Genomic DNA, 26,772 nt, shown 5'->3' on the forward strand with positions numbered 1-26,772 from the left:
TTTAAAATATAAAAAGTCCCAGTCAGAAGATTGGGACTTTTTTGTGATCTGTTATTTAGAAATTATTTTCGGAATAGATTATACAACTTAAAAAGCCTAAATGCTTTTAAACAAATAGGCTTTTTTTTCACACTTCAATTTCCGCAGAAAAACCTGAACATTCTTAATTCCTTAACTAAAAACTTAATGGTAAAAATGGATTTTCAAATCCTTTCATTTAAGTTTTATCTGCGATTTACTGTCCTTTATTCAGGAAAGCATCCCAACCTTGCGCGTTCAAAGCAACCAGTTCGCCACTTCCTCTCGCTACCAAATAATTTCCCTGCTCTAAATCTACTGCGTGACCGATAATCGTAAAGTCCGGATGGTTTCTTATTTTTTCGAAATCAGCCGGCGCGATTGTAAATAACAATTCGTAATCTTCGCCGCCGTTCAATGCACACATTACAGGATTTAAGTTTAATTCTTCTGCCGTAGAAACCGTTAAAGAATCCATCGGGATTTTTTCTTCGTAGATTCGGAAGCCCACTTTACTCTGATCCGATAAATGTAATGTTTCAGAAGACAAACCATCAGAAACATCAATCATAGAAGTGGGATGGATATCCAGTTCTTTCAGTGCTTTCTTAATGTCCATCCGCGCTTCCGGCTTGAGTTGTCTTTCGAGAATATAATCATATCCTTCCATTTCGGGCTGCATATTTGGATTGGCCAGAAATACAGAATGTTCTCTTTCCAAAATCTGCAATCCCATATAAGCGCCGCCCAGATCGCCTGTTACGACCAACAGATCATTAGGTTTTGCGCCGCTTCTTTTTATTAAGTTTTCAGAATTTTCCAGCCCAATTGCTGTAATTGTAATCACCAGTCCGGATGTAGAACTCGTGGTGTCGCCGCCGACCAAATCGACCTTGTAATGTTTGCAGGCCATATAAATTCCGGCATAGATTTCTTCCAATGCTTCCACGGGAAAGCGGCTCGAAACCGCCAGAGAAACCAAGATTTGAGTGGGTGTAGCATTCATTGCGGCAACATCACTCAAATTAACGACAACCGCTTTGTAGCCCAAATGTTTCAACGGAACATAGCCCAAGTTGAAATGAACGCCTTCGGCCAAAACATCAGTGGTTACGACTACTTTTTTACCGTCAGGATTGATGACTGCGCAATCGTCCCCTACAGAAACTTCTGTGGAAGGATTTTCAAAACTAAAGTTTTCGGTAAGATGTTTTATGAGCCCAAATTCTCCATATTTGGAAATCGGAGTTAATTCAGGGTTTTTATCTTCTAACATTATATTCATAGATTTAAAGAGGTTTTAGAAATTATTGCTCGTTCTGTTGCTCTTTATCTTTTTTCCAGATAAAGGTATTTCTTTTATGAAAAGGCTCTACATTTTCCGGTTTGAAAGGCAAATCTTTTAAGTCCTGTCTTGTCAAAGTTTTTACGTGTTCGCTTTTGAATTCATTCATCACTTCCAGCACGTCATCGGGTGGCGCTGTCGATTTTCTCAACATCGTATCAATCCAGACTCCTGTGGCTTCAGCTGTTGCACAATGCGTTCCGTCGGGTAGATAAAACTTGTGAACAAACTGGTAAATACTTGCATCGTCAGACATTCCGGCGATTTCCAAGGAAACAAACACCGTTTGATCCGCATAGATTTCTTTAAAAAAAGAATACCGCTCATGCAAAATTACAGGTCCAATTCCCCATCGGGTCAATTCTTTCAAGCCCATTTTATGCGAATTCATGAACGCCATTCTGGTTTGCGCACAATACATGACGTAAGAAGAATTTGCCAGGTGTCGGTTCGCGTCGATATCGCTCCAGCGAACTTCGAATTTATAATGATAATCAGACATTTTTACTTTTTTTTAATTTGGGATCCCGTCCTTAAAAGGCGAGAGAGAGGGCGCAGATTCGCCTCCATTGAAGCATAATTTATAATTAACAAAAATAAGCATTAATGATGGTTTAGAAAAATGGTATTTTTGCAACTCATCAGTAAAAGCCGGTAAAAAACGTTTCTTACCCCCAAATTCGACTTATTCCTTCCATTATGACAAAAAAGAAAATCATCATTATCGGCGGCGGCGCAGCAGGATTTTTCTGTGCAGCGAATCTCGACGAAACCCAGTTTGATGTAATCATCCTCGAACAAAATTCTGATGTTTTGCAAAAGGTGAAGATTTCCGGTGGCGGAAGATGCAATGTTTCGCATGCCTGTTTCGATCCAAAAGAACTGGTACAGTTTTACCCGAGAGGAAATAAAGAACTGTTAAGTGTCTTTCATAAATTTCAACCAGGCGATACGATGGAATGGTTTGAAAAACGAAATGTTTCGTTAAAGATTGAAAATGACAACAGAATTTTTCCTGAAAGCAATTCATCGCAAACGGTTATCGATACCTTAGTGGACGAAATTTCCCATAAAAATTTTCAGATTCATTCGAAATCGGTGGTTTTGGAAATTGCACAGAAAGAAAATCAATATTTAATCACAACCAGCACCAATAGCTATCTTGCTGATTTTGTTATTTATACAACCGGAAGTTCTCCGAAGTCTTTAAAAATGATTCAAAATCTCGGTCATAAAATTGTAGAGCCGGTTCCGTCTTTATTTACTTTTAATATTAAAAATGAAACATTGAAAGATTTAATGGGAACGAGTTTTCCTCATGCAGAAGTCGCTATTCCCCAGTTAAAAATGGATGAATCCGGCCCGATGTTAATTACTCATTGGGGACTTTCCGGTCCGGCCATTTTAAAACTTTCGGCGTGGAAGGCGCGAGAACTTGCCAATTTAAAATATCAGTTTGAAATCGTTGTCAATTTTTTAGGAATCGATTTAGAATCTGCCGGGGAAACTTTTAAAAACTTTCGCCAGGAACATCCTAAAAAAACCGTTGGAAGTTCGAAAATATTTGATATTAGCACCCGTTTTTGGCATCGTATTCTTTGGTTGTCGAAAGTAGATTTAGATAAAAATATTTCTAACATTTCTGGTCAGGAACTGCTGAAAATCCTGCAAAATCTTTGTGAGAATAAAATGAAAGTCAATGGAAAGTCAACATACAAAGATGAATTCGTGACAGCAGGTGGAATTGATTTAAAAGAAATCGATTTTAAAACCATGAAATCTAAACTGCTTCCTCACTTTTATATCGCCGGAGAAGTCTTAAATATCGATGCAGTTACCGGCGGATTTAACTTTCAGGCGTGCTGGAGTGAGGCTTGGCTGATCGCCCAAGATTTAAACTCCCAGCCATTTTAAAATCGGATAAAATCAGGTGTCTGTAAACATTAATTTTATTAAATTTGAACAAATTAAAATATAGAATGAAAAACATATTTGCTTTTGTCTTATTTCTTATCATGTTGACTTCCTGCCAAACCCGCGTGGTAAGTATGCAGAAGCCGCTGAAAAACAACTCGCTGGAACTCTACCAGAAATATACCGTTCAAACGAATGACGCTAAAGTGATTAAGCTTGAAGTTTTAAAATTAGACGATGAAAATATCTACGGAAAATTAAAATCCGGCGAAGATGTTATTATAAAAAAGAGCGATGTTCGCGAAGCTAAAAAATTGGATTTATTTTCTTCGATAGCGCTTGCGGTAGCTGCGATTGTGGCCGTTATTATTGTACCGATCTAACCGGTAAATTAACAGATAAAAAAGGAGTGAATTTAATTGGTTCACTCCTTTTTTTTTCATTAAGCTTTCAGCGCATTGATCTCATCTCTCAATTTGGCCGCTTTGATAAAGTCCAAATTCTTGGCGGCGGCTTCCATGGCTTTTTGTTTTTCCGCCACTAATTTTCCGATGTCATCGCTGCCGTATTTCGCTTTCTGTTCAGCAACCTCCTGCAAAATTTGTTTTTGGGTATATTTTTCATCGGGAAAATCTTTACTTCTTCCCACCAAAATCTCGGATATTTTTTTATTCAAAGCAGTCGGAACCTGGCCGTGCTTTTCATTGTATTCAATTTGTTTGCGCCTTCTATAAAGCGTTTCGTCGATGGTTGCCTGCATTGATTTCGTCATCTTATCGGCGTACAGAATCGCCTTTCCGTTTAGATTTCTGGCGGCTCTTCCGACGGTTTGCGTCATTGATCTTCTGGAACGAAGCATGCCTTCTTTATCGGCATCTAAAATAGCGACCAGAGAAACTTCCGGTAAATCTAAACCTTCTCTCAATAAATTGACGCCGACCAAAACATCAAACAAACCAACACGCAAATCCTGCATAATCTGAATACGGTCCAAGGTTTCAACATCTGAGTGAATATACCGCGTTCTGATGCCGAACTTGGTGAAATACTTGGTTAATTCTTCTGCCATTTTTTTGGTCAACGTTGTAACCAAAGTCCGCTCGTCAACTTCCGCCCGTTTTTGAATTTCTTCCATCAAATCATCAATTTGATTTAAAGAAGGTCGGATTTCAATCACAGGATCCAGCAAGCCTGTCGGACGAATAAGCTGCTCTATATATTCTCCGCCACTTTTTTCAAGTTCATAATCGGCAGGCGTTGCAGAAACGTAAATCACCTGATTCTGAATTGCTTCAAATTCTTCAAATTTCAACGGACGGTTATCCATCGCCGCCGGAAGACGGAAGCCGTGCTCCACCAAAACTTCTTTTCGACTCCGGTCGCCGCCATACATCGCATGAACCTGCGGAATCGTAACGTGGCTTTCATCGATTACCATTAAATAATCTTTAGGAAAATAATCCAACAGGCAGAATGGTCTGGACCCCGGTAATCTGCCGTCAAAATAGCGGGAATAATTCTCGATTCCGCTGCAGTAACCTAATTCCTTCATCATTTCTAAATCGAGTTCTGTGCGCTCCTGCAGGCGTTTTGCTTCGTACGGTTTTTCGATATCATTAAAGAAATCCACCTGTTTTACCATGTCATCCTGGATTTCCCGAATGGCACTTACTTGCGTTTCTTTCGAGGTTACAAAAAGGTTTGCAGGATAGATTTGGATCTCATCGAAATTGTCCATTACATTTCCGGACAGGGGATCAAAACTTTGAATAGTCTCGATCTCGTCACCGAAAAACTGAATCCGTATTGCATTATCCGCATACGCCGGAAATACATCGACAACGTCACCTTTCACCCGGAATGTTCCGCGTGTAAATTCATTTAGGGTTCTGGCGTATAATGCATTAACTAAAGAATGCAGAAGATTGGTTCTTGTAATTTTCTGATTTTTCTCAATTGAAATAAGCGATTTATGAAATTCAGCCGGGTTTCCAATACCGTAAATACAGGAGACGGAAGCGACAATGATAACGTCTCTTCTACCGGAAAGCAAACTCGCTGTCGCAGAAAGCCGTAGTTTTTCTACTTCTTCATTGATGGATAAATCTTTTTCAATATAGGTATTGGTGGAAGCAATAAATGCTTCCGGCTGGTAATAATCGTAATAGGAAACAAAATATTCCACGGCATTATCCGGGAAAAACTCTTTGAATTCTACAAATAATTGAGCAGCCAACGTTTTGTTATGCGCAAGCACCAATGTGGGTTTCTGCGTATTGTTTACTACATTGGCAATGGTGAAGGTTTTCCCGGAACCGGTAACTCCCAGAAGGGTTTGGTATTTCTCACCGATTTCCAGACCTTCAGTCAGTTTTTTGATGGCAGTTGGCTGATCGCCTGTAGGTTTATATTCCGATTGAAGTTTAAATTCCATGGTGCAAAAATACGGAAAAGAAAGGAAGCAATACTTATTTTACATTTTTAGAATTTCGGCATGTGAGCTAATTCTGATGAGATGAATTTGCTTATTTCCTCATCAAACTGCAGCCAAATCAAAGCAAATCTGGAAGAATATGACATTCCCAGTGATTTTTATAATTGCCTTTCAATGGATGTGGTTTCATTCTTTCTGGCATCCCGTTCGTCCCGTCATTCATTAAATATTGGAAAATTTTTGGGGTTTCATCCAATTTTTTGGATCTCTTTTTATTTTTTTTAAACCTTTTTGAACTGCGTCTTAAAATTTTATTTTGAACTTACTCATTCAGTAAATCTTTCATTAAATCATCAACATCAGAATATGCTTTTCCAGAACTATTTTTTATCATTTCTCCCGTTTCTTCTATCGCCGCGACGGTTTATTCATTCGGTTCGAAATATTCTGAACTTTCGAACAAAAGAGTTTCGATATAATTATTTACACTGCGGTTTTCTTCTTTTGCTTTATTTTGCAAATGGGCGTATAAATTCTTACTTAATCTTATCGATGTTAATTTCTTTTCTTTTATCATAATTGTATTTTTATGTATTTGAATTGTAATACATAAAAACACTAACCAAATTTTTCACATAAAAAAAGGAGCAAATTAACTTCGCTCCTTTTTCAATTATTTATTTTGCAAACTGCATTGTTAAAGGAAGTTTAAATCTGTATTTTACCGCCTTCCCGTCTTCTGTCGCTGGAGTCCAGATATGTTCCGCACTAATTAATTTTACCACTCTTTCTGCTTCGCGATTGAATAACTCGTTTGGTCCTTCTGCAACAATGTCAGTCATTTTTCCATTTTCATCGATATTCGTATAAATTGTTGTTTTCTGTATGCCGATTTCTCCTTTGAATATAGAAGTATCAAAATTACTCTGAATTAAGGTTCTAAAAGCATTAATGCCATTCGGAAATTGTGGTAGAATTCCTTTAAATTTACTTGGTGCCGAAACTGGAGCGGCTGCATCTTGAGATTGTTTTTTCTTAATGGTATCGTTTTTAAATGCAGACTCATCGCTTGTTCGTTTTGAAAATCTAATAATTTCTTTCTCAGATTTCGTAACCTTCTTTTTCTCAAATGATATAACATCTTGTTTTTCATTTTCAGGAGAAGTCAGGTCGGGTTTAGCAGATGTTTCAGTCTGTGCATCAATTTTTTCGGTAAAAAACACAAATAAAATTGCAAGTATTGGCAGCAAAGCAAATTTCTTTATGCCTGTAAATTTGGAATTTTTAGAAGTCATCATAATAAATCGTTTTTTGGTGTTATTAAAATTAAATTGCTGTGTTAGATTATAATTTTGTGAAACTGTGATTTCTTTTAAAATTAAATGCTGATAATTTTGAAGATCATAATTGTTTTGTAAAACATATTGGTCGGCTAAAAATTCATGGTTGGTCATCATCGCTTTTTTGTAAAAGAACAATGCGGGATTGAACCATGAGCATATTTTTAAAAACTCCACAAACAGAATATCAATGCTGTGCTTTTCAATCACATGGCATTTTTCATGTAAAAATATTCTTTCATCAATTTGCTGATCAACTAGATATTTTCTGCTTAAATAAATAGTTTCAAGAAAACTGAAAGGCGCATAATTTTGATTGATAATGAGCATTTTCTGATTTTTATAGTTTCGCTTTTCACCTTTTAACAATAAAAGTCGAAAGATTGAGTAAATGAATTTCATCAAAAAGAAAAGGGAAATAACCAAGTAACCAATCAGCAAAAATTGAATCCAATTAACTTCCGTTGCAGGATTATTTACTGTAGATGGCTGAAATTCTAAAACAGCATCACCGATTAATAAATTTGGTTTTCCGATAGTTTTAAAAGGAGAGTTGAATGGTATAAACGGAATAATATAGGCGAAGATTAAAGTTGACAGAAGAAAAATTCGGTTGAATTTAAATGTTCGCTCTTTTTCTAAAAACAAGTGATAGAAAACAATTAGCAAACCAGAAGAAATCAATATTTTAAAAATTAGGGTCTCCATTTTTTAATCTTTTATTTGATGATCGATAATATCCCGAAGGTCTTTCAGTTGGTCTTGGGAAAGTTTTTTACTACTGGCGAAAAAAGAGGCAAACTGGGAAACTGAACTGTTGAAAAAACGATCAATCATAACATTCATCTCGTGATTGAAATAGGTTTCCTTATCTACTTTCGGGAAATACTCTCTAGAATTACCAAAGATTTTGTAACCCACTAAATTTTTAGTTTGCATTCTTTTTAAAAGTGTTGCAATGGTTGTAGATGCGGGTTTTGGTTCAGGATATATTTCTAAAATATCTTTCATGAATGCCGTTTTCTGCTCCCATAATATATCCATGATCTGCTTTTCTGCTTCCGTTAACTTCTGTTTCATTTCTACAAGTTTATATTCTCTTCTACAAATGTAGAATAATATTTTAATTCATCAAACTTTTTCCAAATAATTTAATGATTATTAACCTAGAACATTTTTTGTAACTTTAAAAAACAATTAAATACGCTTTATTATGAAACATCTAATCATTAAAAGTTATGCAGTTTTAATGCTTTTACAAATAACATCCTGCAATGGAAATTCGAAAAGGAATTCTATTGTAAATGATACAATAACTCAAAATAGAACACTCCAAAATCCCGAAACGGCAAAAAAGAATTCTCCGGGATATCGACCGGCTTTTGCGGGACAAACCAGAACTGCAGGCGTGAAAACTTCAACTCCCTTCCAGGTCGAAATCATTAATAAAGATTTAGGAAAGCCCTGGGGAATAACTAATCTTCCAGACGGCAGATTCTTAATTACAGAAAAATCAGGTTTTATGAATATTGTTTCCGCAGATGGAAAAACTACTGCTAAAGTTGAAGGTTTTCCTGCTGTTGACTCAAGAGGGCAAGGCGGATTATTGGATGTCGCTCTTGATCCCGATTTTAAAATTAACAGAATGATTTACTGGACGTTTTCTGAACCGGCTGCCGGAGGAAATCACACTGCTGTCGCAAAAGGAAAACTTTCTGCTGATGAAAAAATGATCGAAAAAGCAGATGTTATTTTTAGAGCAACCCCAACCTACGATGGAAAACTGCATTACGGCAGCCGCCTGGTTTTTGATAAAGACGGGAATCTTTTCGTGAGCACCGGCGAACGTTCAGATTTGGCAACAAGACCTTTAGCCCAAAATACCATGGCTTATTTAGGCAAAATTTTAAAAATCACAAAAGACGGAAAACCCGCACCGGGAAATCCATTTGTTGGAAATCCAAAATATCAACCTGAAATCTATTCTTATGGCCACCGGAATCCGCAAGGTTTAGCTTTGGATCAAAATGGACAGCTTTGGGAATCAGAAATGGGACCGAAAGGAGGTGACGAAGTCAATCTGATTGGACCCGGAAAAAATTACGGTTGGGGAGATGTAACCTACGGAATCGAATACAGCGGCAAAAAAGTGGGCGCCGGAATTCAGCAGAAACCGGGAACGGAACAGCCCGTTTATTATTGGGATCCATCGGTATCCATGAGTGGAATTACCTTCTATACGGGAAATATCGGTGAGTGGAAAAATGATATGATGCTCGGCTGTTTGGGTGGTGAGAAAATTATACGTTTAGTTATAAAAAATAATAAAGTTGTGGGCGAAGAATGGCTGTTGGAAGATCAGAATGAGCGTTTTCGCGATGTGCTTAACGGACAGGACGGAAACCTCTATTCCATTACTGACAGCGGGAAACTGTACAGGATTTCAAAGAAATAAAATAAAAACGGAAAAGCCTACCTTTGCACCCGTTAAAATCTAACAGAGAAATTATGAAAAAAATATTTTTGGCTGTAATGACAGCAGTTTTTGGAATGGCAAATGCACAAACGGATGCGTTCAGAGGAGCAGGTGACACGCGTTACCAAATTGGGATGAATATTCAGGATGGAGGAACAGGAGTGATGACATCGCTGGATTATGGTTTAGGCGAAAGTTTCTCGATTGGTGCACAGGCAGGATATTTATTGGGAGCTAAAGTAGCTGACGGTTTTAGCAAACCTTCTTTTGGCGACCGCTTCGACATTAAAGCCAGATTCAACGCCAATCTTGGCGGTGTTTTAGGATTGCCGCAAAATATAGATGTTTATCCGGGGCTTAATTTAGGTCTAAAAAACTTTGGAGGTCATTTAGGAGCGAGAGTTTTCTTTGATAAAGGTTTTGGCCTTTTCGCAGAAGCGCAGGTTCCTTTTGCTAAATACAACGACAATGATAAAGTGTATAAAAATTTGAACAACCAGTTTCAAATGAATGTTGGAGTATCTTTTGATCTTTCAAAAAAATAATATCGGAAGACTGATATTGCAAAAACCTCGGCTTTCGTCGAGGTTTTTCTTTAAAAATAATTTTATTCATCAGTTCACTTGGCTCTTTTTACTTTTTGCCTTGGTTCTTAACTTAGGCTTCTTCCAGTTGAGAATGTTTTTTAATTAAATTCTGCTGAACATTTGGTGGAACCAATTGGTATTCTGAAAACTTCATGGTGAATTTCGCTCTTCCTCCTGTAATGGAGCGCAAGGTAGAACCGTAATCATGAAGTTCTGCCAGAGGTACTTCTGCTAATATTTTTTGATAATGACCTTCCGAATCCATTCCTGAGATAATGGCGCGTCTGGTTTGCAAATCTCCCATGACATCGCCGGTATCTTCATCCGGACAAAGGATTTCTACAGAATACATGGGTTCCAGAAGTTGAGGATTCGCCTGATGAAACGCCTTTTTAAAAGCACCCGCAGCGGCCAGTTGGAAAGAAATATCATTGGAATCTACGCTGTGCATTTTTCCGTCATAAACAATGACCCGAATGTTTTGAGAACGGGATCCTGTCAAGGGTCCTTCGCTCATCTGCTGCATAATTCCTTTTTTAATGGCTCCGATATATCGGTTATCGATGGTACCGCCGACGATACACCAATAAAAAGCCAGTTTTCCGCCCCAGGGTAAATCTTCAATTTCTTTTTGTCGGATATTAAAGCCGGTTGGTTCATCCATTCCGTCATAGAAATTTTCAACTCTCATGTGGATTTCACCGAACTGACCGTTACCGCCAGATTGCTTTTTGTGGCGATAGTCGGCATCTGCTTTTCCGGTAATGGTTTCCCGGTAGGAAATTTTAGGTTCTGCAAAATTCATCTTCACGCCGAAATCATCCTGTAGCCGTTCTTTCACCAAATCGAGATGCAATTGGCCCTGACCGTGAAGAATCGTCTGTTTCAGTTCAGCGGACTGTTCTACTTTCAAAGTTGGATCTTCTTCCTGAATTTTATGCAAAGCCGTCACCAGTTTTTCCATATCGGCTGCGGCATCGGTGTATATTGCTTTTCTGATCCGGCTTTCCGGAAATTCCATCGGACGGACTTTTCGGTTTAAACCTTTTGTATTTAAAGTATGGTTAGAACGCGCGAATTTTAATTTCACGGTCACGCCTAAATCGCCCGCTACCAACTCATCAACAGGAATCCGGTCTTTTCCTTCAGCGACAAATAATTGCGAGATCCGTTCTGTTTCGCCATTCTCCGCATTAACCAATTCATCGCCGGGTTTTAATCTGCCACTTAATACTTTAAAATAAGAAATCATCCCAACTTGTGGTTCAGAAATCGTTTTATAAATAAAAACCGTTGTTTTATCATCAGAGTTATAAGAAACTTCGTCGCCATTTTCCAGTTTTCTGGCAGGTCTTTCAGCGGGTGAAGGAGCGATGTCATCTAAGAATCCCATCAGCCGGCCACTTCCCATATCTTTTAAACCGCTCGTTACAAATACCGGAAAGAACTGCTGTTTTGCTAAAGCCAACGTAATCCCTTTTGCTAATTCTTCTTCAGAAAGATAACCTTCTTCGAAATATTTTTCCATTAAACCTTCTTCATTTTCAGCTGCGATTTCAACCAAAGCATTGTGCATTTCGTTGACCCGGCCGATTTCACTGTCGGGAATTGGTTTTTTCTCTGGTTTTCCGCCGTCTGCAGGAAATTCGTACATCACCATTCTTAAGGCATCAATAATTGAATTGAAATTAGAGCCGGCGTTATAAGGATATTGAATGGGTAAAAGTTTGTTTCCAAATCTTTCTTTTGCCTGTTCTAAAGTTTTCTCGAAATCGGCTTTCGGATGGTCCATTTGGTTGATGACGAAGATCGCGGGAGTCTGATATTTCTCGACATATTCCCAAACGAGTTCGGTTCCCACTTCTACGCCGTTGGCTGCATTCAGCACGATAATCGCGGTGTCTGCAACTTTTAAAGAAGATACTACTTCGCCGATAAAATCATCGAATCCCGGCGTATCAATCATATTGATTTTATTATTCCGCCAGTTGACGAACATTTGATGAGAAAAAAGTGTTTTCCCTTTTTCATGTTCCAAATCAGTATTGTCGCTCACCGTGTTTTGCCCTTCTACACTACCACGGCGCTTAATCGCCCCGCCTTCGTACAACATGGTTTCAATCAATGTAGTTTTGCCACTGTCGGAATGTCCGAGCAAGACCACATTTCGTAGATTTTTGGTATTAGCACTCATAATATTTGATTTTAATAATTTAAGGATAATACTAAAAAGGAAATGTCCAGCACTTGATTTTTAGGGAGATAAAGTTACGAAAGATTTGGATTGATTGTATTGAAACTTAATTTTTGAAGAGATGATAAATAACATAGTAAGAGTCCTTTAAATAAAAAAGAACGGAAAAATTGCCGTTCCTGTAAAGGTATAAGAATCATTTTTTAGTGGATTAAAGCTCATCTCTAAAATCCCCAAACGAATGCATGCTATGACTTCATCGGACTTTATAGTTGTCAAATCTCTAAATTGAATATTTTATATAGTAATACAAAACACCCGGAACTTTGAATTTTTGGTGCTTAAATTAGAATTAATTTTATTGGCCTATCAGTTAATTTTTCCTAGTTTTATAAGTTACTGAAAATCAATCACGAGTAGGCAGCGGGGAAATTTATCAACAACCACAATCCGAATCACAACCCGGTTTTCCTTTGTTTTTGAATTTCCTGGAACTGAAATTTTTAGCAACGATTTTAAACAAAGAATAACCCGCTGCCAAAACAATTACAGCGATAATGACATATTGAAAAACAAGAGAATTGTCCATTATTTAAAAATTTGATAAACAATCAGCGAGGCAATATAAGCCAGACCCGACATGCCGAAAAGCTGCGCCACCGTCCATTTCCAGGATTTGGTTTCTCGATATACCACGGCCAAAGTTGAAACACACTGCATCGCAAAAGCGTAAAAGAAAAGAATCGAAATTCCTGTTGCAAAGCTATAAATTTTCTCTCCGTTTGGTTTCACGTCTGCCCGCATTTTATCGATGATTTTTCCTTCCGGTGCTTCATCATCTAAACTGTAGAGCGTCGACATAGTTCCTACAAATACTTCTCTCGCCACGAAACTTGTTAAAATTCCTACGCCCATTTTCCAGTCATAACCAAGCGGTGCGATGACCGGTTCTATTGATTTCCCCATTTTGGCGAGGTAAGACTGTTCTAATCTTACATCGGTAGCGACAAAATCTTTCTTATTTTGCGTTGGTCCGATATAAGAGAAAAACCAAATTACGATACTGAATAAGAAAATAATCTTTCCTGCACCGGTAATAAATTCCCAAACTTTACCCAGGACAATTTTAAAATCATAACCGAAAAGCGGCATTTTATAGGAAGGCAAATCCATCACTAAAAAAGATTTCGCGTTGCTTTTAATAATTTTCTTTAGAATTAAAGAGGCCATTAATGAGGTGAAAAATCCAAGAAAATACATCGCCATCAAGGCAATAGCTTTATAACTGATTCCGATAAAGAATTTGCTGGGAATAATCAGTCCGATGATGATACTGTACACCGGAAGTCGTGCCGAACACGTCATAAAAGGAGTTACCAAAATAGTAATCAACCGTTCTTTCACATTCTCGATATTCCGTGTAGACATAATTGCCGGAATGGCGCAGGCGGTTCCTGAAACCAACGGTACAATACTTTTCCCATTCAAACCAAACGGCCGCAGAAACCGATCCATCAGGAAAATAACTCTTGCCATATAACCCGAATCTTCCAGCAAATAAAGGAAATAAAGCAGAATCCCAATCTGTGGTGCAAAAACCATAATGCCGCCCACTCCCGGAATAATTCCGTTTGCGATGAGCGAATTAATAGGTCCAGCAGGCAGATGTTCATTAGCAAAACCGGACAGCCAAAGGAAAAAATCTGAAATCCAGTTCATCGGATATTCTGCCAAAAAGAAAACGCTTTGAAAAATAACCAATAAAATCAGTCCGAAAATCACATATCCCCAGAATTTGTGAACCAAAACCCTGTCTAATTTTTCGGTCAATAATTCTTTGAACTGTGGTTTTTTGGAGAGTACTTTAGAAATGATCTTATCGATTTCCTGATACCGTCTGATGGTTTCCTGCGTTTGTAATCTTTTCGGAATCAAACATTTAACCTCATCATTATTCAACTGATCATGAACGGTTTCTAGCTTTCCCAAATAGGTGTCGGACGAAAGCAAAGTCCAGACTTTATATTGATTTTCTTCTTTTGTTTCTGCTAATATTTTAAAAACCAATCCTTTATGTTCGGTTGGAATATCGAAAGAAACAGTATCGGATTTGGTAAAATTTCCTTTGTGAATTTCGGTTCTTAATTCTTCAATTCCCTGATTTTCTTTGGCGTTGGCCTGTAAAACAGTAACGTTTAATTCTTTGGAAAGTTGGTCGACATCGATATTGATCCCGCGTCTTTCAGCCTGGTCGATTTGGTTAACCACCAATAAAACGGGAATTCCCAAATCCTGAATCTGCTGGAAAAGAAGCAATCCTCTTTTGATACTTAAGGCTTCTAAAATATAAACGACGCCCGAATAATTCTTTTGTTCCTCGACCAGAAATTTTGATAAAATGGCTTCATCTTCAGAGCTCGGATAAATGCTGTAGGAACCGGGTAAATCGATGACTTCTACATTTTCGCCCTGATAATCGTAATCTCCAGAATGGCTGGCCACGGTAACTCCGGCGTAGTTTCCTGTTTTTTGCTTTTTGTTACAAAGTAAATTAAAAACGGTAGATTTTCCCACATTGGGATTTCCCACCAAAAGGATTTGTTTTTTGTTTGAAGTGTTCATTCTCCGCTCGATCTAATTTGAGATTTACCGTGATTGTTTAAGATAAAGTTTCCACGATGATAAACTGCGCTTCTTCTTCGCGAAGTGCAATTCTGCTTTTTTCGTCACCAAACTCTATATACAGTGGTCCTTTGAACGGCGCCTGATACAGGATTTTGAAAACGGTTTCGGGGAGCAGACCCATTTCAATAATTTTATTGGGCATTCTGAGGTCGTCGTTTTCATAGCCCAGAATTTTCCCCGATTTATTTCTGGGAAAACAGCATAATTTATTTGATTTATCTCCTTTCAACACTAAAATTTTGATGCGCAAATATACGTTATTTAAATTTAATCTAAATAAGGAATTATCGTAGAAATGACCACAATCATAAAAAACCTCAAAACAAAATATGTTTTGAGGTTAAAAAATATAATTTAGTGATAAAAGTGCTTATTTTTTAGCTTTTGCAGCAGGAATTTCGATAGGATTATCATTGGCATTGAAGAAATCATTTAACATTTTTTCCTGTTGCTTCACCATTTGTCCAATAGTTAAATCACTTCCCGGAATCTTTTGCGACATCACTTCAGAAGTTAAATACGGCCTTGCAGTTGCCATCGGGTCTTTCTTGAAATCACCAAATGTTCTCTCAAATTTATCCCGGGAAACCTCGACTACTTTTCCACCATCCCCACCTGGAGAAACAGTTTCCAAATAGGTAGCTTCTTTAAAATCCGGAACTTTCTTATTTCCTTTCAATTCCCAGGAATAGTTATTTCCATCATCGTTAACTTTAACAATCAAGCCCGGTAAACCATAGAATTTATAAGGTCCATCCTGCAATGGAATATCGGTGGTGAACCATGCCGTCCATTTTCTTCCTCCATATTCTGTGGTTGCTTTCTGCGCATTATAGGCACCGATTTTTTCTTTTTGATTTTCAATTTTCCAGTTGAATTTCAGCTCTTCATTATATCCGATATTCATTGGTGTAAAACCATTGGCAACACGATCGCTGTACTGTACTTTCATTCCCGGATAAAATTTGTAAACTTTCTCTGAAAACTTCGGCATGGTTACACTTTTGGAAATGTCTTTGAATGTTCCCGCTTTCTGCATTGCTTCAACCTGAATTTTCAGAATTGAATCCTGTGCCAGTAAAGTATAATCTCTGTAAATAGATCTGTCTTTTACAACATCTAAAACAGTCATCACTTTATCTAATTTCGCTGAATCTTTCTTCGGTTTAAAGGTGAGTTCGTAAAAGAACCGGTTGGCTGTTTCTTGTGCATTTAAAGCAAAAAATGCCGTGAATGCAAATACTGTGAATATCTTTTTCATGTTTACTATTTAATTAGTTAGTAAACTTTTTAAAAGATTTGTTACAAAATTTTAAGATTAATTTATAATTCATTGTGACTTGCAGGTCAGAATTTCAGTTTAACTTTATTCTCTAAAAATGAATAACCTATGAACACTTTACCGATTTTAAAAAAAGAACTGCAGCAGGAATACGAAACGACCAAAAAATTTATCGACCGTTTCCCGGAAGGAAAAAATGATTTTGCTCCTCACGAAAAAAGCATGAAAATGATGCCGCTGGCCACGCATATTGTAGAAGTTTTTGGCTGGCCGGATTATATCCTGAAAACCGACAAACTTGATTTTGCTGCAGGTGATTATCAACCAACCGTTCTCAACACAAAAGCTGAACTGCAACAAAAACTGAATGACGATTATACTACTTCGAAAAATGCGTTAGAGAATTTAACAGAAGAAGCGCTCGACGGAAGATGGACGATGAATATGGGAGACCAGGTGCTGGCGGATTATAACAAATATGAAGCAATTCGGCATGCACTGAACCAAATCACCCATCACCGTGCGCAATTGGGTATTTATTACAGGTTGAACGATATTCCGGTGCCGGGAAGTTATGGGCCGACTGCTGACGAAAAAACTTCTTAGTGTTGAAATGATAAATAATAAAACCCGCCTTAGGTATAAAGCGGGTTTTCAATTTTAATTAGGGAATCAGTTCGATTTTATTGTTGTTTCTTTTCATTTCCTCTTTTGCGTTTTTCTCGAGTTCGCGGAGGACTTCTTTCGGCTCCGATATTTCTTTGCCATTCACTTTGATCATCACTTTCGAATTAGGCCTGGAAAGAATTTCCCGCATTCCCTGAACGGGATCATTTTCATGCTGACTCAGCTGTTTCACATATTGTTTGCGATTAACTTCAATCGGCTTTTTCCTGGTAAACGGAATATCTTTTCCCTGGGTATTGAGTTCTTCCGGTGCGATTTCAGGGATTTTTTTAATTCCTTTCAGTTCCATCTGGTGGCTTCCAGTTTGGTCGGACATTTCGACAATTAATCCCGGAAGGCCGGAAAACTTATACGGTCCGTCCTGAACCGGGACATCGGTTGTGAACCATGCCGTCCACTTTCTTCCGGCAAAATCGGTGGTTGCTTTTTGAACGCTGAAGGTTCCCAGCTGTTTTTTTGCGGATGAAATTTGCCAGATGGGTTTTCGGTCCTCTAATACTTTATAGGAATCGTTGCCTACATTCACGATCAGATAGGTTTTGTATTCCGGATAGATTTTCTCTACTTCGCCATTTACTTCACCGCCAAAACTTTGTCTTGAAACTGAAATACTCTTCATTCCTGAAGCCATCTGTTTCTTGATACTTTCGTTTATGATAGAATCGTTATCAAATGTTTTTTTACTATAGTATTTGGATCCATTTTTATTGATATCCAGATACATCCATTCGGTTTTCAAACTGTCGGTTTTGGTAGAATCCGGACGGAATTTATATTCATAAATCACCCGGTTGTTTTGTGCTGAAACCATTAAACCCAATAAAAGAAATAAAGCTGCTAATTTTTTCATGGTTGATTTTATTTAAAATTAAATTTAACGGTAAACATTACCTGACTTGGGCGAATTTCAATGCTATTTCGTGTTGTTGAGAAATAAGTTGTGTTGTAGCTTATGGTTTCATACAGTTTTCTGTTAGCGATATTCAACCACTTGATTTCGAAATCAATTTTCTTCTTTGCCCAAGTATATTGGTAAGAAAGGTCGTAGAAAGAATTCCGAAGATTGGTCGCACCCTGCGAAGTCGTAACATCGTCCCAAACAAAACCGACGGTGTGGTTTTCTATTGGATAAAAGAATAGGTTCATATTATGATTCCAGCCAGAATTTCTGTTCACATTATTTCGGTAATCATCGCTGTTTTTATTCCAGTTCAATGAAACATTATAATCCAGGCTCATCCATGAAAAGTATGTGTTATTGAATTTAAGCGCTAAACTCTGCCCATTGCTTTTGTTTTCAATATAATTATCAACATTATTCTCATCCACCAAAATACTGTAAGAATTAGAATCTCTGTTGCTAAAGTTTACTGATGCATTGGTTTTGAATTTCGGGAAATATTTACCCACTTCAGCGCTTTCACTTTGTGAATAAGAACTGTTATCATTATATGCTAAAGTCACAGCAGACGCTCCGGAAAGGAAAGGTGTTGATTTGGTAATAATATTTTTCTTCATATCATTATAGCTGTACCGAACATTGAAAAATAAATTATTCAATGGATTTCTATACTCCAACCGGGCTGAAGAATTGATATTTCTGTTTTCCGGTAAAAGATTACTGTTTCTAACATTTAAAGATTTAGGACCCGTTAAAATCGAGCCGTCATAAACCGATCCGAAATTTCCGTAACTGTAGTTGATTCCACCAAAAGCAGAAACTTTATAAAAGGACGCAAAATCATAACTCCCATAAAAAGTTGGTTCGAAAACAGTTTTACTGATTTCAGAATCTTTGGCTCTAAGTTCATCTTTGTAATCCATGTTATACATGTTCAAAGGCAAGGTTAAATTCAGGTTAAAGGCAGATCCTTTATAGTTCAGCCCGACCTGGGTATAAGGATTGATTTCATTCCAGATCATACGGTTTTGGAAACGGTCATCTAATAAATTCCGGTCACCATACAATTGCGAATTCATGTCATTAAAAGATAAATTCAAACCAACCTCTGGAGTGATGGTCCATTTTTTATGAGAAAACCCAACCGAGGCCGAATGATTTGCCATAAATGTTTTCAAAGCAATACTTTGATCTAATCTGCCATAATGAACACTCTCAGAATCGCGACCAAACTGTTTGTCAAGGTCAAAGAAATTTTCATTGGTAGCAGACAAATTCTGACGGTCGGTCTGATAAGAAATATAACTCATGAAATTCACCAGTTTTTCTTTCCATGGAATAATCGTACTGAGTGAGTTCTTAAAAACGCCCGTTGGCGCACTCAGCGCTTCATCCAGAGAAATGTTTTTTAATGAAGGATCCGCAACAGCCATATCATATCTCGTTCCTGAAAATCCACGATCTTCATTCCAGAAACCATTCCAGGTGGTGGTATTCTTAAAAAATCCTTTTTTTGCATTTTTAGTAAAAATGATTTCACCTTTAGCAGCGTTGCTATAAAGATTATTGGATTCTTCATTCGTAATTTTTCCGGCTTTAAAGAAACCCGTGTCCTGTTCATAAACAGTTTCCCGCTTAGAATCCCTGCTAATTGCATTGTTGGTATAACTCGTACTTGCTTTTAATTCCCACTCTTTACTTTTAAAAGGATTGGTCAAAACATTGGCAGAGAAAAAATGCACATTATTCATCAAATATCTTTTTTCAGGAATATTTGGAGTGCTTGCTTTATCAACACTTAACCAATAATTTCCGGCAGATTGTCCTCTTCTGCCTTCCCAACGATTTCCGAAAGCCAACATATTCCCTTCCTTCTCCACACTTTCGCCGTTATTATTCGCTTTGTAATTCACCACCCACTGGTTCTTCTGACCGAAAAACATGGGAGTTAATTTCACATTCCACAACAAAGGATCCAGTCCTGCTCCCACTTCTCCGCGGCCGGTCATGGTTACAGATTTCTTTAATTTTATATTAATGGCAGCGCTTTCAGAAGGTACTTTATCCTGTAGAATTTTTACCGGCTGATGATTTTCCATCACCTCCACTTTTGATACCGCTCCGGTTGGCAAAGAATTGTTAATGGTTCCGTAACCGCCTTCCATCAAATCTTTTCCGTTGACATAGAATTTATTGATCGGTTCGCCCTGATAAAGAACGGTTCCATCTTTATTCACGTCGATTCCCGGGATTTTTTTCAAAACATCGGAAAGCGTACGGTCCGACTTGCTTTCAAAAGCTTTAATATCATAAGAAATAGTGTCTCCTCTTTTGGTAATCATTTTCGCCTTCAACTTCACCTCTTTGATTTCCGTAGCGTCGTCTTGCAAAGTAAAATTCTGCGTTTGATTTTCATTTTTAACCACTTTCTGCAAAGGTTTTTGATTAAAGGCTTTGACCTTCACATCCACATTTTGCTCTGCCGAAGTAAAAGTTACCTTAAACTCCCCTTTAGAATTGGTAATCGAATAAGCGATAATTGCATCTTTCCCCGGTTCTTCTACAGTGACGCTTGCACTGGGAATCGGCTGACCGTCAGTATCTAAAATTTTTCCACTGATGGAAGACTGCGCCCAGGTCAATACAGAAATAAACAAAATAAAAAGAGTCGAAATTTTTTTCATGAAAACATTTATTAATAAGTACTTTAATCACACTGTTTGTTACACACAAGTGATAAGATGCCAGATTCAGCAGAAAGTTAAAGAATGTTCTTATTTACAGTTTTAACATAAATTGATGGCGAAATCTTTTTTTTAGTAATTTTGCCCTCTAACATTGCTCAATATGGGACTTCACTTACAACCGATTGATATTCTGGAATCGATCACCAAAGAAGAATTTCGCGAAAAATATCTGCTGCCAAGAAAACCGGTGGTTATTAAGAATATGGCGAAAAACTGGCCTGCGTACGAAAAATGGACCATGGAATATATGAAAGAAAAGGTGGGAGATGTTGAAGTTCCGCTTTATGATTCTTCGAAAGCTGATCCGGCCGCGCCCATTAATTCATCGGCACAGAAGATGAAGTTTACAGATTATATCGATTTAATTAATGAAAAACCAACCGATTTGCGCATTTTTCTTTTCGATCCCATAAAAGAGGCTCCGAAACTTTTAGAGGATTATATTTCTCCAAAAGATTTAATGGGTGGTTTTCTCGACAAATACCCCAACATGTTTTTCGGCGGCAAGGGATCCGAAACGTTCCTCCACTTCGATATTGATTTGGCGCATATTTTCCACACCCATTTTAATGGCAGAAAACATATTTTGCTTTTCGATTACAAATGGAAAGACCGGCTTTATAAAATTCCGTATGCGACTTACGCATTAGAAGATTACGATATTGCCCATCCTGATTTCGAAAAATTTCCGGCTTTAAATGGCGTAGAAGGAATCGAATGTTTTCTGGAGCACGGCGACACGCTGTTTATGCCGACCGGCTGGTGGCATTATATGAAATACCTCGACGGCAGTTTTTCGATCTCCCAAAGAGCCTGGGACAAATCCTGGGCGGTAAAAGCGCATTCGTTGTGGAATCTTACCATACAAAGGAATTTCGACAATTTTATGAAAAGCAGATTCAAGAAAAAATACATGGACTGGAAAGAGAAAAAAGCCATCGAACGGGCGAATTACGCCTTGAAAAAAGGTTTACCGAAATAAGTAGTTTCTAAGTCACAAAAATATTGATTTTCAATAATCTAAAATTAGCGTTTTAAAGAAAAAATAAGAATAATGCTTAATCTTATTTTTCCTTTAAGCTGTTATTAAAAATACTTTAATTGTAAACTTTTGTGACTTTTGTGGTTAAGAAATATCGAAAATGGCTTTTTTGTTTCTATTGAATTCTGTAGATCGGATAAGTTCCAACACTTCCTTCGTAATATTCAGAATGTTTGTAAACCCATTCTAATTGGGCTTTTCCATCTTTTGCAAAGTCGGGATTTGCTATTTTTTCCATTTCAAAAGCTGTTCTTAAAACCTGATTGTTTTTCAACAAATCTGCGGCGGTATCTTCGAAAACGTAATCGGAGTAATATTCTTTCTGTCCCAGAATTCCATCAAAGAAATTCCAGTTGAAGAAAGAATCAGTCGCTTCCGGTTCTAAAGTTTCGAGTAAATATTTTACGCCATTTTGCCTGGTAGAAACCAATAAATCGCCTTTTCTGAATTTAAAATTTTTCGTGTCAGATTTCACTTGCGTGTCGTAATGAAGATAATGTCCTTCGTACGGATTTTTCACCGTTTTGAAATCCGAAACCCTGTATTGTTGCGCGAAAATGGTAGAATCTTGCTTCAGTTCTTTCATCGCAATATTATTTCTTTTCAAATATTCGACCACTTTTTTCTCCGATTTTGGAATTACGTAATAGTTGGGAACCGCAATTTCTTTTGTCGCGATATATTGGTCGTAAAACTTTACTTTTCTGGTAAATGGTTTGTTTCTGTCATAGAAAAGTCTGGGTTTCCCGGAAACTTCGCTCATTTTTTTTCCGGCTTCAAAACCTTTAAAATCGATCATTTTAAATTTCGTGCTATCCACTTTCCACTGAATGGGATATTTCATTTTTGGCTGATAATTTTTCAAACTTTCAACCATTAATTTTTGAATTTCCCGGGCGTTTTTTGAAGTATAATCAATGGAACTCAACATATTTTCATAAGTCGTACGAACACGATCTTTATAAGGTTTCAACATGTGCGTTTCGGCAACCGTTCCCATCGTGTTAAAAAGCGTGGTATAACCTGTCACATATCTCGGCGAATCCATAAAAGTTGGAAAACCTTCATCCGGAGAATCGCCATGAATATTGACGTAAGGCGTGGATAAAATCCCTTTTTTTTCTAAAGTCTTGATAATCTCCGGCTGCATTTTTTCATTGAAATAATTTCCCAAAGTTTTTCCCAAACGCTCTTTATTCGTAGAAATATAGGTGAATAAATACTGATAATCTGCGCCGTTACTTACATGATTATCAATAAAATAAATCGGTTTAAAATACTGAAAAATTTGTTGAAAAGCTTTGGCATTTTCGGTATCATTTTTAATGAAATCGCGGTTTAAATCATAATTTCTCGCATTCCCACGAAACCCATATTCTTCCGGCCCGTTTTGGTTGGCGCGGCTGAATTTTCCTCGTCGCAACATCCCCGAAATATTATACGCTTGAATCACGACAATTTTTAAATCTTTGACCGAAATTTTCCCGGTGGCGAAATCCCTCATCATCATCATGGCGGCATCAATTCCGTCGGGTTCGCCGGGATGGATTCCGTTGTTGATAAGGATTGTGGGGACCTCTTTATTTTTTGACGGATTAAATATTACCACTTTTATCGGTTCGCCATTATCATCCGTTCCGAAAGACTCTACGGAAATGGTTTTGAAATTTTGGGCCAAATCATCATAGAATTTCACCATTTCATCATAAGTGGTGGTTTGGTTTCCGTTTCCTTTTTCGTAAGGCGCTAAATACTTTATTTGGGAGAAAAATGAGGCAGAAATAAAAAGGAAAAGAGTTGGTAAAAATTTCATAGAAACAAATTTAAAATAGGTGGTACGAATTTAAATAAAAAATTCCTGAACGGATTCAGGAATTATATATATATTAATCAAAATTTTGATCGAGTGAAAATCTGCGCACCGACTTGAACGGAGCTCTTTTTCTGACGAAGAATGAGGAAGAAAAAAGCGGGAGTGGAAGGCGGATTAAGGCGCCCAAATAATTTTAATCATTCAGTTTCAAAACCGCCATAAATGCCGATTGTGGAACCTCTACTCTACCGATTTGCTTCATTTTCTTTTTCCCTTCTTTTTGTTTTTCCAACAATTTTCGTTTTCGGGAAATATCTCCACCATAACATTTTGCGGTAACATCTTTTCTTAATGCTTTGATGGTTTCTCTGGCGATCACTTTCGCTCCCAAAGCTGCCTGAATCGCAATATCAAACTGTTGTCTCGGAATCAGTTCGCGCAATTTCTCACACATTCTTTTTCCGATATAATATGCGTTGCTGTCGTGGATCAAAGAAGAAAGTGCGTCGACCATATCGCCATTGATCAGAATATCCATCTTCACCAATTTGGAAGCGCGGAAACCGATCGGATGATAATCGAAGGAGGCGTACCCTTTGGAAACCGATTTTAAACGGTCATAAAAGTCGAAAACAACTTCTGCCAATGGCATATTGAAGACCAGTTCTACCCGATCCGAAGTCAAATAACTTTGGTTCACAATTTCGCCTCTTTTTTCAATACACAAGGTCATCACCGCGCCCACATAATCAGATTTGGTAATGATGGAAGCTTTGATAAACGGCTCCTCCACACGATCCATGGTCATAGGATCCGTCATCTCAGATGGGTTGTTGATCAAGATCATGGTGTCCGGATCTCTTTTGGTATAACCGTGGTACGAAACGTTGGGAACAGTTGTAATAACGTCCATGTTGAATTCGCGGTCTAATCTTTCCTGAACAATCTCCATGTGAAGCATTCCGAGGAATCCACAACGGAAACCAAAACCTAGTGCTGCAGAACTTTCCGGTTCGAAAACCAAAGACGCATCATTCAAACGGAGCTTTTCTAAGGAGAAACGCAGTTCTTCGAAATCCTCGGATTCTATTGGATAAATTCCGGCGAAAACCATTGGTTTCACTTCTTCAAAACCATCGATAGGTTCTGTGGCACCTTTTTCAAAAGTGGTGATGGTATCTCCCACTTTTACTTCACGGGCATCTTTTATCCCAGAAATAATATAACCTACGTCGCCCGTTTTAATTTCAGCTTTCGGTGTTTGTTTTAGTTTTAACGTTCCAACTTCATCCGCTTCGTACATTTTGTTGGTCGCCATGAATTTAATTCGCTGACCTTTTTTAATGCTTCCGTTAACGACTTTGAAATAAGCTTCAATTCCCCGGAAAGGATTGTAAACGGAATCAAAAATCAATGCTTGAAGCGGCCCGTCTTCATTACCTACCGGTGCAGGAATTCTTTTGACAATATGCTCCAACAGTTCGTGAACACCTTCGCCTGTTTTTCCGGAAACGCGCAAAACGTCTTCGTACTCGCAACCAATCAGGTTCATAATTTCATCGGTTACTTCTTCCGGATTTGCAGAAGGTAAATCGATTTTATTCAAAATAGGAATGATCGTCAAATCATTTTCCAACGCCAGATACAAATTACTTATCGTCTGTGCCTGAATACTTTGTGCAGCATCAACGATCAGAAGCGCACCTTCACAGGCCGCAATGGAACGGGAAACTTCGTAAGAAAAATCTACGTGTCCCGGAGTGTCAATCAAATTAAGAATATATTTCTCACCATTTAATTCATAATCCATTTGAATGGCGTGTGATTTAATGGTAATTCCACGCTCTTTTTCAATATCCATATCATCCAGTGTTTGGGACTGGAGTTCTCTTTGGGTTACCGTATGGGTATATTCCAAAAGTCGGTCTGCCAAAGTGGATTTACCGTGGTCAATATGTGCAATGATGCAAAAGTTCCTTATGTTCTTCATCTATAATTATCGTAAGGTGCAAATTTAATCTTTTTTGGTGGATTTTATAATAGTTTCGTAAGGTTGCTGTCGCGTCAGGGATTGAACGGGAAAACCCTGCAGTTCGCGAAGGGAAATTAAGACAAAAAGAATTGCGGTGAAAACAACATCTGCGGATTGGCTTCGCAGTGGAAGGGATCACACAAAAAGAACGACCTCTACAAAAAATTTATAGAGGTCGCTCAAACATTAAAAAAATAAACTATTACTATCGCCTGCGCTGCGGACTCGGATTGTTGGGTCCGGCTTGTTTTTTATCTAATATTTTATTGCGCATTTTCCCTTCAGTTTGATACATTTTTAAAACCTGTTGCGGGGAAATTACTTTCATGAATTTTTGCGCGTAATTTTTTCTGTTATCGAGAAGTTGCTGACCAACCTCAAAACTTTGATTAAGTTGCCTGGTTGCTTCCTCATCAGTCATATTTTCGTAATCTTCACTGGGGGTAAACTTCGATTTTATATCGTTTTGTCTGTCCTGATATTGGGTATACAGATGGATAAATTCCGGCTGATTATTTTGTGGAACTGCTAATTCGGCGACAATCATTTTCTCGCGAAACTCTTTCAAAAGCGACATCCTTTCACTGGGATTCATCTTCTGAATCACTTCTTTTCTTTGTTCGGGCTTCATACTTTTCCAGTCGTAGTTTAATTGTTGTGCAAAACTAAACTGTATTGCTAAAATGAGAATTAACGCTGCTGCTATTTTTTTCATGCTGTTATTTTAATTATACAAATCCAGATAAATGTCTTGTTCTGTATTTCTCCCTACATCTGCCAATTCTGCAGAAGTGAAACTTGCAAGTATCTGATCTACCTGAACTTCAGGATTTTGTGAGGTCTTCTGTCTACTTTGATTGGCAAAACCTGCATTTCCTTTTGCTGAAATAGTGATTTGCTGCTCTTTATTTTCTTTTTGATGAGCCTGCGCCACAGAAGTTAAATCTTTTTCCAAAATATGCAATGCAACTGCTTCTTCAGTTTGAGGCTTATTCTCTGATAATGTTAAAGTTACAGAATTACTTCCTTTCGAAGCATTTTGGCTGATCAACTGAGATTCTCCTCCAGTCTCTGAATTGATAAAAACAGTTACTCCAACTAAAAGTGCAACTGCAGCCGCCGCTCCGTATGCCCAATCTAAACTTATAATCCTACTGCGTGAAACAGGAACAGTTTCCTGCAACACTTTGTTTTGCATGTCTTCAAAAAAACCATCAGGTGTTCTGAAAACATTTTCCCGTTTTAATTTTTCGATATCAAATTCTTTCATTTCTA

The 26,772-nt window shown here is 37.7% G+C and carries 24 protein-coding genes; 6 read left to right on the plus strand and 18 right to left on the minus strand.

Annotated features, from left to right (window positions below):
* Nucleotides 1–235: 235 nt before the first annotated feature.
* Both thiL and NBC122_RS04390 read right to left on the minus strand, forming a co-directional pair.
* The gene (thiL, locus tag NBC122_RS04385; protein ID WP_133441055.1) at nt 236–1,294 is read right to left on the minus strand and encodes a thiamine-phosphate kinase; all 1,059 of its coding nucleotides are present in this window, start codon (nt 1,292–1,294) and stop codon (nt 236–238) included.
* 31 nt (nt 1,295–1,325) lie between these two features.
* Nucleotides 1,326–1,865: an acyl-CoA thioesterase gene (locus NBC122_RS04390; protein WP_133439211.1), complete on the minus strand. Its 540-nt coding sequence runs from the start codon at nt 1,863–1,865 to the stop codon at nt 1,326–1,328.
* Nucleotides 1,866–2,062: 197 nt separating this feature from the next.
* On the opposite strand from NBC122_RS04390, the gene NBC122_RS04395 reads away from it, so the two are divergent.
* Nucleotides 2,063–3,277, plus strand: coding sequence for a BaiN/RdsA family NAD(P)/FAD-dependent oxidoreductase (locus tag NBC122_RS04395; RefSeq protein WP_133439212.1), 1,215 nt, complete (start codon nt 2,063–2,065; stop codon nt 3,275–3,277).
* Nucleotides 3,278–3,342: 65 nt separating this feature from the next.
* Entirely contained in the window at nt 3,343–3,660 is a 318-nt protein-coding gene (locus NBC122_RS04400; protein WP_133439213.1) for a bacteriophage spanin2 family protein, read from the plus strand.
* Nucleotides 3,661–3,719: 59 nt separating this feature from the next.
* Here the strand turns inward: NBC122_RS04400 and uvrB are convergent, their stop codons facing one another.
* The 5 genes from uvrB to NBC122_RS04420 all read right to left on the minus strand — a co-directional run bounded on the left by uvrB (nt 3,720) and on the right by NBC122_RS04420 (nt 8,131).
* A complete protein-coding gene (uvrB, locus tag NBC122_RS04405; protein ID WP_133439214.1) occupies nt 3,720–5,711 on the minus strand; it encodes an excinuclease ABC subunit UvrB in 1,992 nt (663 codons plus the stop codon).
* Between the two features lie 118 nt (nt 5,712–5,829).
* On the minus strand, nt 5,830–5,967 hold the full coding sequence (locus NBC122_RS04410) for a type II toxin-antitoxin system YafQ family toxin (protein ID WP_246012449.1): 138 nt from the start codon (nt 5,965–5,967) through the stop codon (nt 5,830–5,832).
* 168 nt (nt 5,968–6,135) lie between these two features.
* Nucleotides 6,136–6,288 carry a toxin-antitoxin system HicB family antitoxin gene (locus NBC122_RS14325; protein WP_165983193.1) on the minus strand — a complete coding sequence of 51 codons (153 nt, stop codon included), beginning with the start codon at nt 6,286–6,288 and terminating at the stop codon, nt 6,136–6,138.
* Nucleotides 6,289–6,388: 100 nt separating this feature from the next.
* Nucleotides 6,389–7,759: a M56 family metallopeptidase gene (locus NBC122_RS04415; RefSeq protein ID WP_133439215.1), complete on the minus strand. Its 1,371-nt coding sequence runs from the start codon at nt 7,757–7,759 to the stop codon at nt 6,389–6,391.
* Nucleotides 7,760–7,762: 3 nt separating this feature from the next.
* Nucleotides 7,763–8,131 (minus strand): BlaI/MecI/CopY family transcriptional regulator, encoded by a 369-nt coding sequence (locus tag NBC122_RS04420; RefSeq protein ID WP_133439216.1) that lies wholly within the window; start codon nt 8,129–8,131, stop codon nt 7,763–7,765.
* A gap of 133 nt (nt 8,132–8,264) precedes the next feature.
* Here NBC122_RS04420 and NBC122_RS04425 point away from each other — a divergent pair, with 133 nt between their 5' ends.
* Together NBC122_RS04425 and NBC122_RS04430 are read left to right on the plus strand one after the other, a co-directional pair.
* A complete protein-coding gene (locus NBC122_RS04425) occupies nt 8,265–9,506 on the plus strand; it encodes a PQQ-dependent sugar dehydrogenase (protein ID WP_133439217.1) in 1,242 nt (413 codons plus the stop codon).
* A 53-nt stretch (nt 9,507–9,559) separates the two neighbouring features.
* On the plus strand, nt 9,560–10,072 hold the full coding sequence (locus tag NBC122_RS04430; RefSeq protein WP_133439218.1) for a DUF6646 family protein: 513 nt from the start codon (nt 9,560–9,562) through the stop codon (nt 10,070–10,072).
* A 112-nt stretch (nt 10,073–10,184) separates the two neighbouring features.
* Here the strand turns inward: NBC122_RS04430 and NBC122_RS04435 are convergent, their stop codons facing one another.
* The 5 genes from NBC122_RS04435 to NBC122_RS04450 form a co-directional block, all read right to left on the minus strand.
* Complete coding sequence (locus NBC122_RS04435) at nt 10,185–12,308, minus strand: elongation factor G (RefSeq protein ID WP_133439219.1); 2,124 nt, start codon at nt 12,306–12,308, stop codon at nt 10,185–10,187.
* 436 nt (nt 12,309–12,744) lie between these two features.
* Nucleotides 12,745–12,897: a hypothetical protein gene (locus NBC122_RS14330; protein ID WP_165983194.1), complete on the minus strand. Its 153-nt coding sequence runs from the start codon at nt 12,895–12,897 to the stop codon at nt 12,745–12,747.
* Nucleotides 12,897–14,930, minus strand: a complete 2,034-nt coding sequence (feoB, locus tag NBC122_RS04440; RefSeq protein ID WP_133439220.1) for a ferrous iron transport protein B — start codon at nt 14,928–14,930, stop codon at nt 12,897–12,899. The genes NBC122_RS14330 and feoB overlap by 1 nt, the downstream gene beginning before the upstream one ends.
* A 37-nt stretch (nt 14,931–14,967) precedes the next feature.
* Nucleotides 14,968–15,222, minus strand: coding sequence for a FeoA family protein (locus NBC122_RS04445; RefSeq protein WP_133441057.1), 255 nt, complete (start codon nt 15,220–15,222; stop codon nt 14,968–14,970).
* Nucleotides 15,223–15,363: 141 nt separating this feature from the next.
* Entirely contained in the window at nt 15,364–16,254 is an 891-nt protein-coding gene (locus NBC122_RS04450) for a GLPGLI family protein (RefSeq protein ID WP_133439221.1), read from the minus strand.
* A gap of 129 nt (nt 16,255–16,383) precedes the next feature.
* Here NBC122_RS04450 and NBC122_RS04455 point away from each other — a divergent pair, with 129 nt between their 5' ends.
* Complete coding sequence (locus tag NBC122_RS04455) at nt 16,384–16,881, plus strand: DinB family protein (protein WP_133439222.1); 498 nt, start codon at nt 16,384–16,386, stop codon at nt 16,879–16,881.
* Nucleotides 16,882–16,939: 58 nt separating this feature from the next.
* Here NBC122_RS04455 and NBC122_RS04460 read toward each other — a convergent pair whose 3' ends face one another.
* Complete coding sequence (locus NBC122_RS04460; RefSeq protein ID WP_133439223.1) at nt 16,940–17,812, minus strand: GLPGLI family protein; 873 nt, start codon at nt 17,810–17,812, stop codon at nt 16,940–16,942.
* Nucleotides 17,813–17,820: 8 nt separating this feature from the next.
* Nucleotides 17,821–20,547, minus strand: coding sequence for a TonB-dependent receptor (locus NBC122_RS04465; RefSeq protein WP_133439224.1), 2,727 nt, complete (start codon nt 20,545–20,547; stop codon nt 17,821–17,823).
* Nucleotides 20,548–20,710: 163 nt separating this feature from the next.
* Here NBC122_RS04465 and NBC122_RS04470 point away from each other — a divergent pair, with 163 nt between their 5' ends.
* Nucleotides 20,711–21,592: a cupin-like domain-containing protein gene (locus tag NBC122_RS04470; RefSeq protein ID WP_133439225.1), complete on the plus strand. Its 882-nt coding sequence runs from the start codon at nt 20,711–20,713 to the stop codon at nt 21,590–21,592.
* A gap of 175 nt (nt 21,593–21,767) precedes the next feature.
* Here the strand turns inward: NBC122_RS04470 and NBC122_RS04475 are convergent, their stop codons facing one another.
* From NBC122_RS04475 to NBC122_RS04490, 4 genes are all read right to left on the minus strand, one after another.
* The gene (locus NBC122_RS04475) at nt 21,768–23,465 is read right to left on the minus strand and encodes a M14 family zinc carboxypeptidase (protein ID WP_133439226.1); all 1,698 of its coding nucleotides are present in this window, start codon (nt 23,463–23,465) and stop codon (nt 21,768–21,770) included.
* A gap of 193 nt (nt 23,466–23,658) precedes the next feature.
* A complete protein-coding gene (lepA, locus tag NBC122_RS04480) occupies nt 23,659–25,455 on the minus strand; it encodes a translation elongation factor 4 (protein ID WP_133439227.1) in 1,797 nt (598 codons plus the stop codon).
* Nucleotides 25,456–25,702: 247 nt separating this feature from the next.
* On the minus strand, nt 25,703–26,212 hold the full coding sequence (locus NBC122_RS04485) for a hypothetical protein (RefSeq protein ID WP_133439228.1): 510 nt from the start codon (nt 26,210–26,212) through the stop codon (nt 25,703–25,705).
* Nucleotides 26,213–26,221: 9 nt separating this feature from the next.
* Nucleotides 26,222–26,767: a hypothetical protein gene (locus NBC122_RS04490; RefSeq protein ID WP_133439229.1), complete on the minus strand. Its 546-nt coding sequence runs from the start codon at nt 26,765–26,767 to the stop codon at nt 26,222–26,224.
* Between the last annotated feature and the right edge of the window lie 5 nt (nt 26,768–26,772).

This window comes from Chryseobacterium salivictor (genome assembly GCF_004359195.1).
GTDB classification, from domain to species: Bacteria; Bacteroidota; Bacteroidia; order Flavobacteriales; family Weeksellaceae; genus Kaistella; species Kaistella salivictor.

Bases quoted from the DNA above. Each gene is read 5' to 3' on its own strand.
- NBC122_RS04485 (WP_133439228.1), bottom strand. From the start codon at position 26,212: ATGAAAAAAATAGCAGCAGCGTTAATTCTCATTTTAGCAATACAGTTT.
- NBC122_RS04465 (WP_133439224.1), bottom strand. From the start codon at position 20,547: ATGAAAAAAATTTCGACTCTTTTTATTTTGTTTATTTCTGTATTGACC.
- NBC122_RS04435 (WP_133439219.1), bottom strand. From the start codon at position 12,308: ATGAGTGCTAATACCAAAAATCTACGAAATGTGGTCTTGCTCGGACAT.
- NBC122_RS04470 (WP_133439225.1), top strand. From the start codon at position 20,711: ATGGGACTTCACTTACAACCGATTGATATTCTGGAATCGATCACCAAA.
- NBC122_RS04415 (WP_133439215.1), bottom strand. From the start codon at position 7,759: ATGGAGACCCTAATTTTTAAAATATTGATTTCTTCTGGTTTGCTAATT.
- NBC122_RS04430 (WP_133439218.1), top strand. From the start codon at position 9,560: ATGAAAAAAATATTTTTGGCTGTAATGACAGCAGTTTTTGGAATGGCA.
- NBC122_RS04400 (WP_133439213.1), top strand. From the start codon at position 3,343: ATGAAAAACATATTTGCTTTTGTCTTATTTCTTATCATGTTGACTTCC.
- NBC122_RS04490 (WP_133439229.1), bottom strand. From the start codon at position 26,767: ATGAAAGAATTTGATATCGAAAAATTAAAACGGGAAAATGTTTTCAGA.
- NBC122_RS04455 (WP_133439222.1), top strand. From the start codon at position 16,384: ATGAACACTTTACCGATTTTAAAAAAAGAACTGCAGCAGGAATACGAA.
- thiL (WP_133441055.1), bottom strand. From the start codon at position 1,294: ATGTTAGAAGATAAAAACCCTGAATTAACTCCGATTTCCAAATATGGA.
- NBC122_RS04390 (WP_133439211.1), bottom strand. From the start codon at position 1,865: ATGTCTGATTATCATTATAAATTCGAAGTTCGCTGGAGCGATATCGAC.
- NBC122_RS04425 (WP_133439217.1), top strand. From the start codon at position 8,265: ATGAAACATCTAATCATTAAAAGTTATGCAGTTTTAATGCTTTTACAA.
- NBC122_RS04460 (WP_133439223.1), bottom strand. From the start codon at position 17,812: ATGAAAAAATTAGCAGCTTTATTTCTTTTATTGGGTTTAATGGTTTCA.
- NBC122_RS14325 (WP_165983193.1), bottom strand. From the start codon at position 6,288: ATGATAAAAGAAAAGAAATTAACATCGATAAGATTAAGTAAGAATTTA.
- uvrB (WP_133439214.1), bottom strand. From the start codon at position 5,711: ATGGAATTTAAACTTCAATCGGAATATAAACCTACAGGCGATCAGCCA.
- lepA (WP_133439227.1), bottom strand. From the start codon at position 25,455: ATGAAGAACATAAGGAACTTTTGCATCATTGCACATATTGACCACGGT.
- NBC122_RS04450 (WP_133439221.1), bottom strand. From the start codon at position 16,254: ATGAAAAAGATATTCACAGTATTTGCATTCACGGCATTTTTTGCTTTA.
- NBC122_RS04395 (WP_133439212.1), top strand. From the start codon at position 2,063: ATGACAAAAAAGAAAATCATCATTATCGGCGGCGGCGCAGCAGGATTT.
- feoB (WP_133439220.1), bottom strand. From the start codon at position 14,930: ATGAACACTTCAAACAAAAAACAAATCCTTTTGGTGGGAAATCCCAAT.
- NBC122_RS04420 (WP_133439216.1), bottom strand. From the start codon at position 8,131: ATGAAACAGAAGTTAACGGAAGCAGAAAAGCAGATCATGGATATATTA.
- NBC122_RS04475 (WP_133439226.1), bottom strand. From the start codon at position 23,465: ATGAAATTTTTACCAACTCTTTTCCTTTTTATTTCTGCCTCATTTTTC.
- NBC122_RS14330 (WP_165983194.1), bottom strand. From the start codon at position 12,897: ATGGACAATTCTCTTGTTTTTCAATATGTCATTATCGCTGTAATTGTT.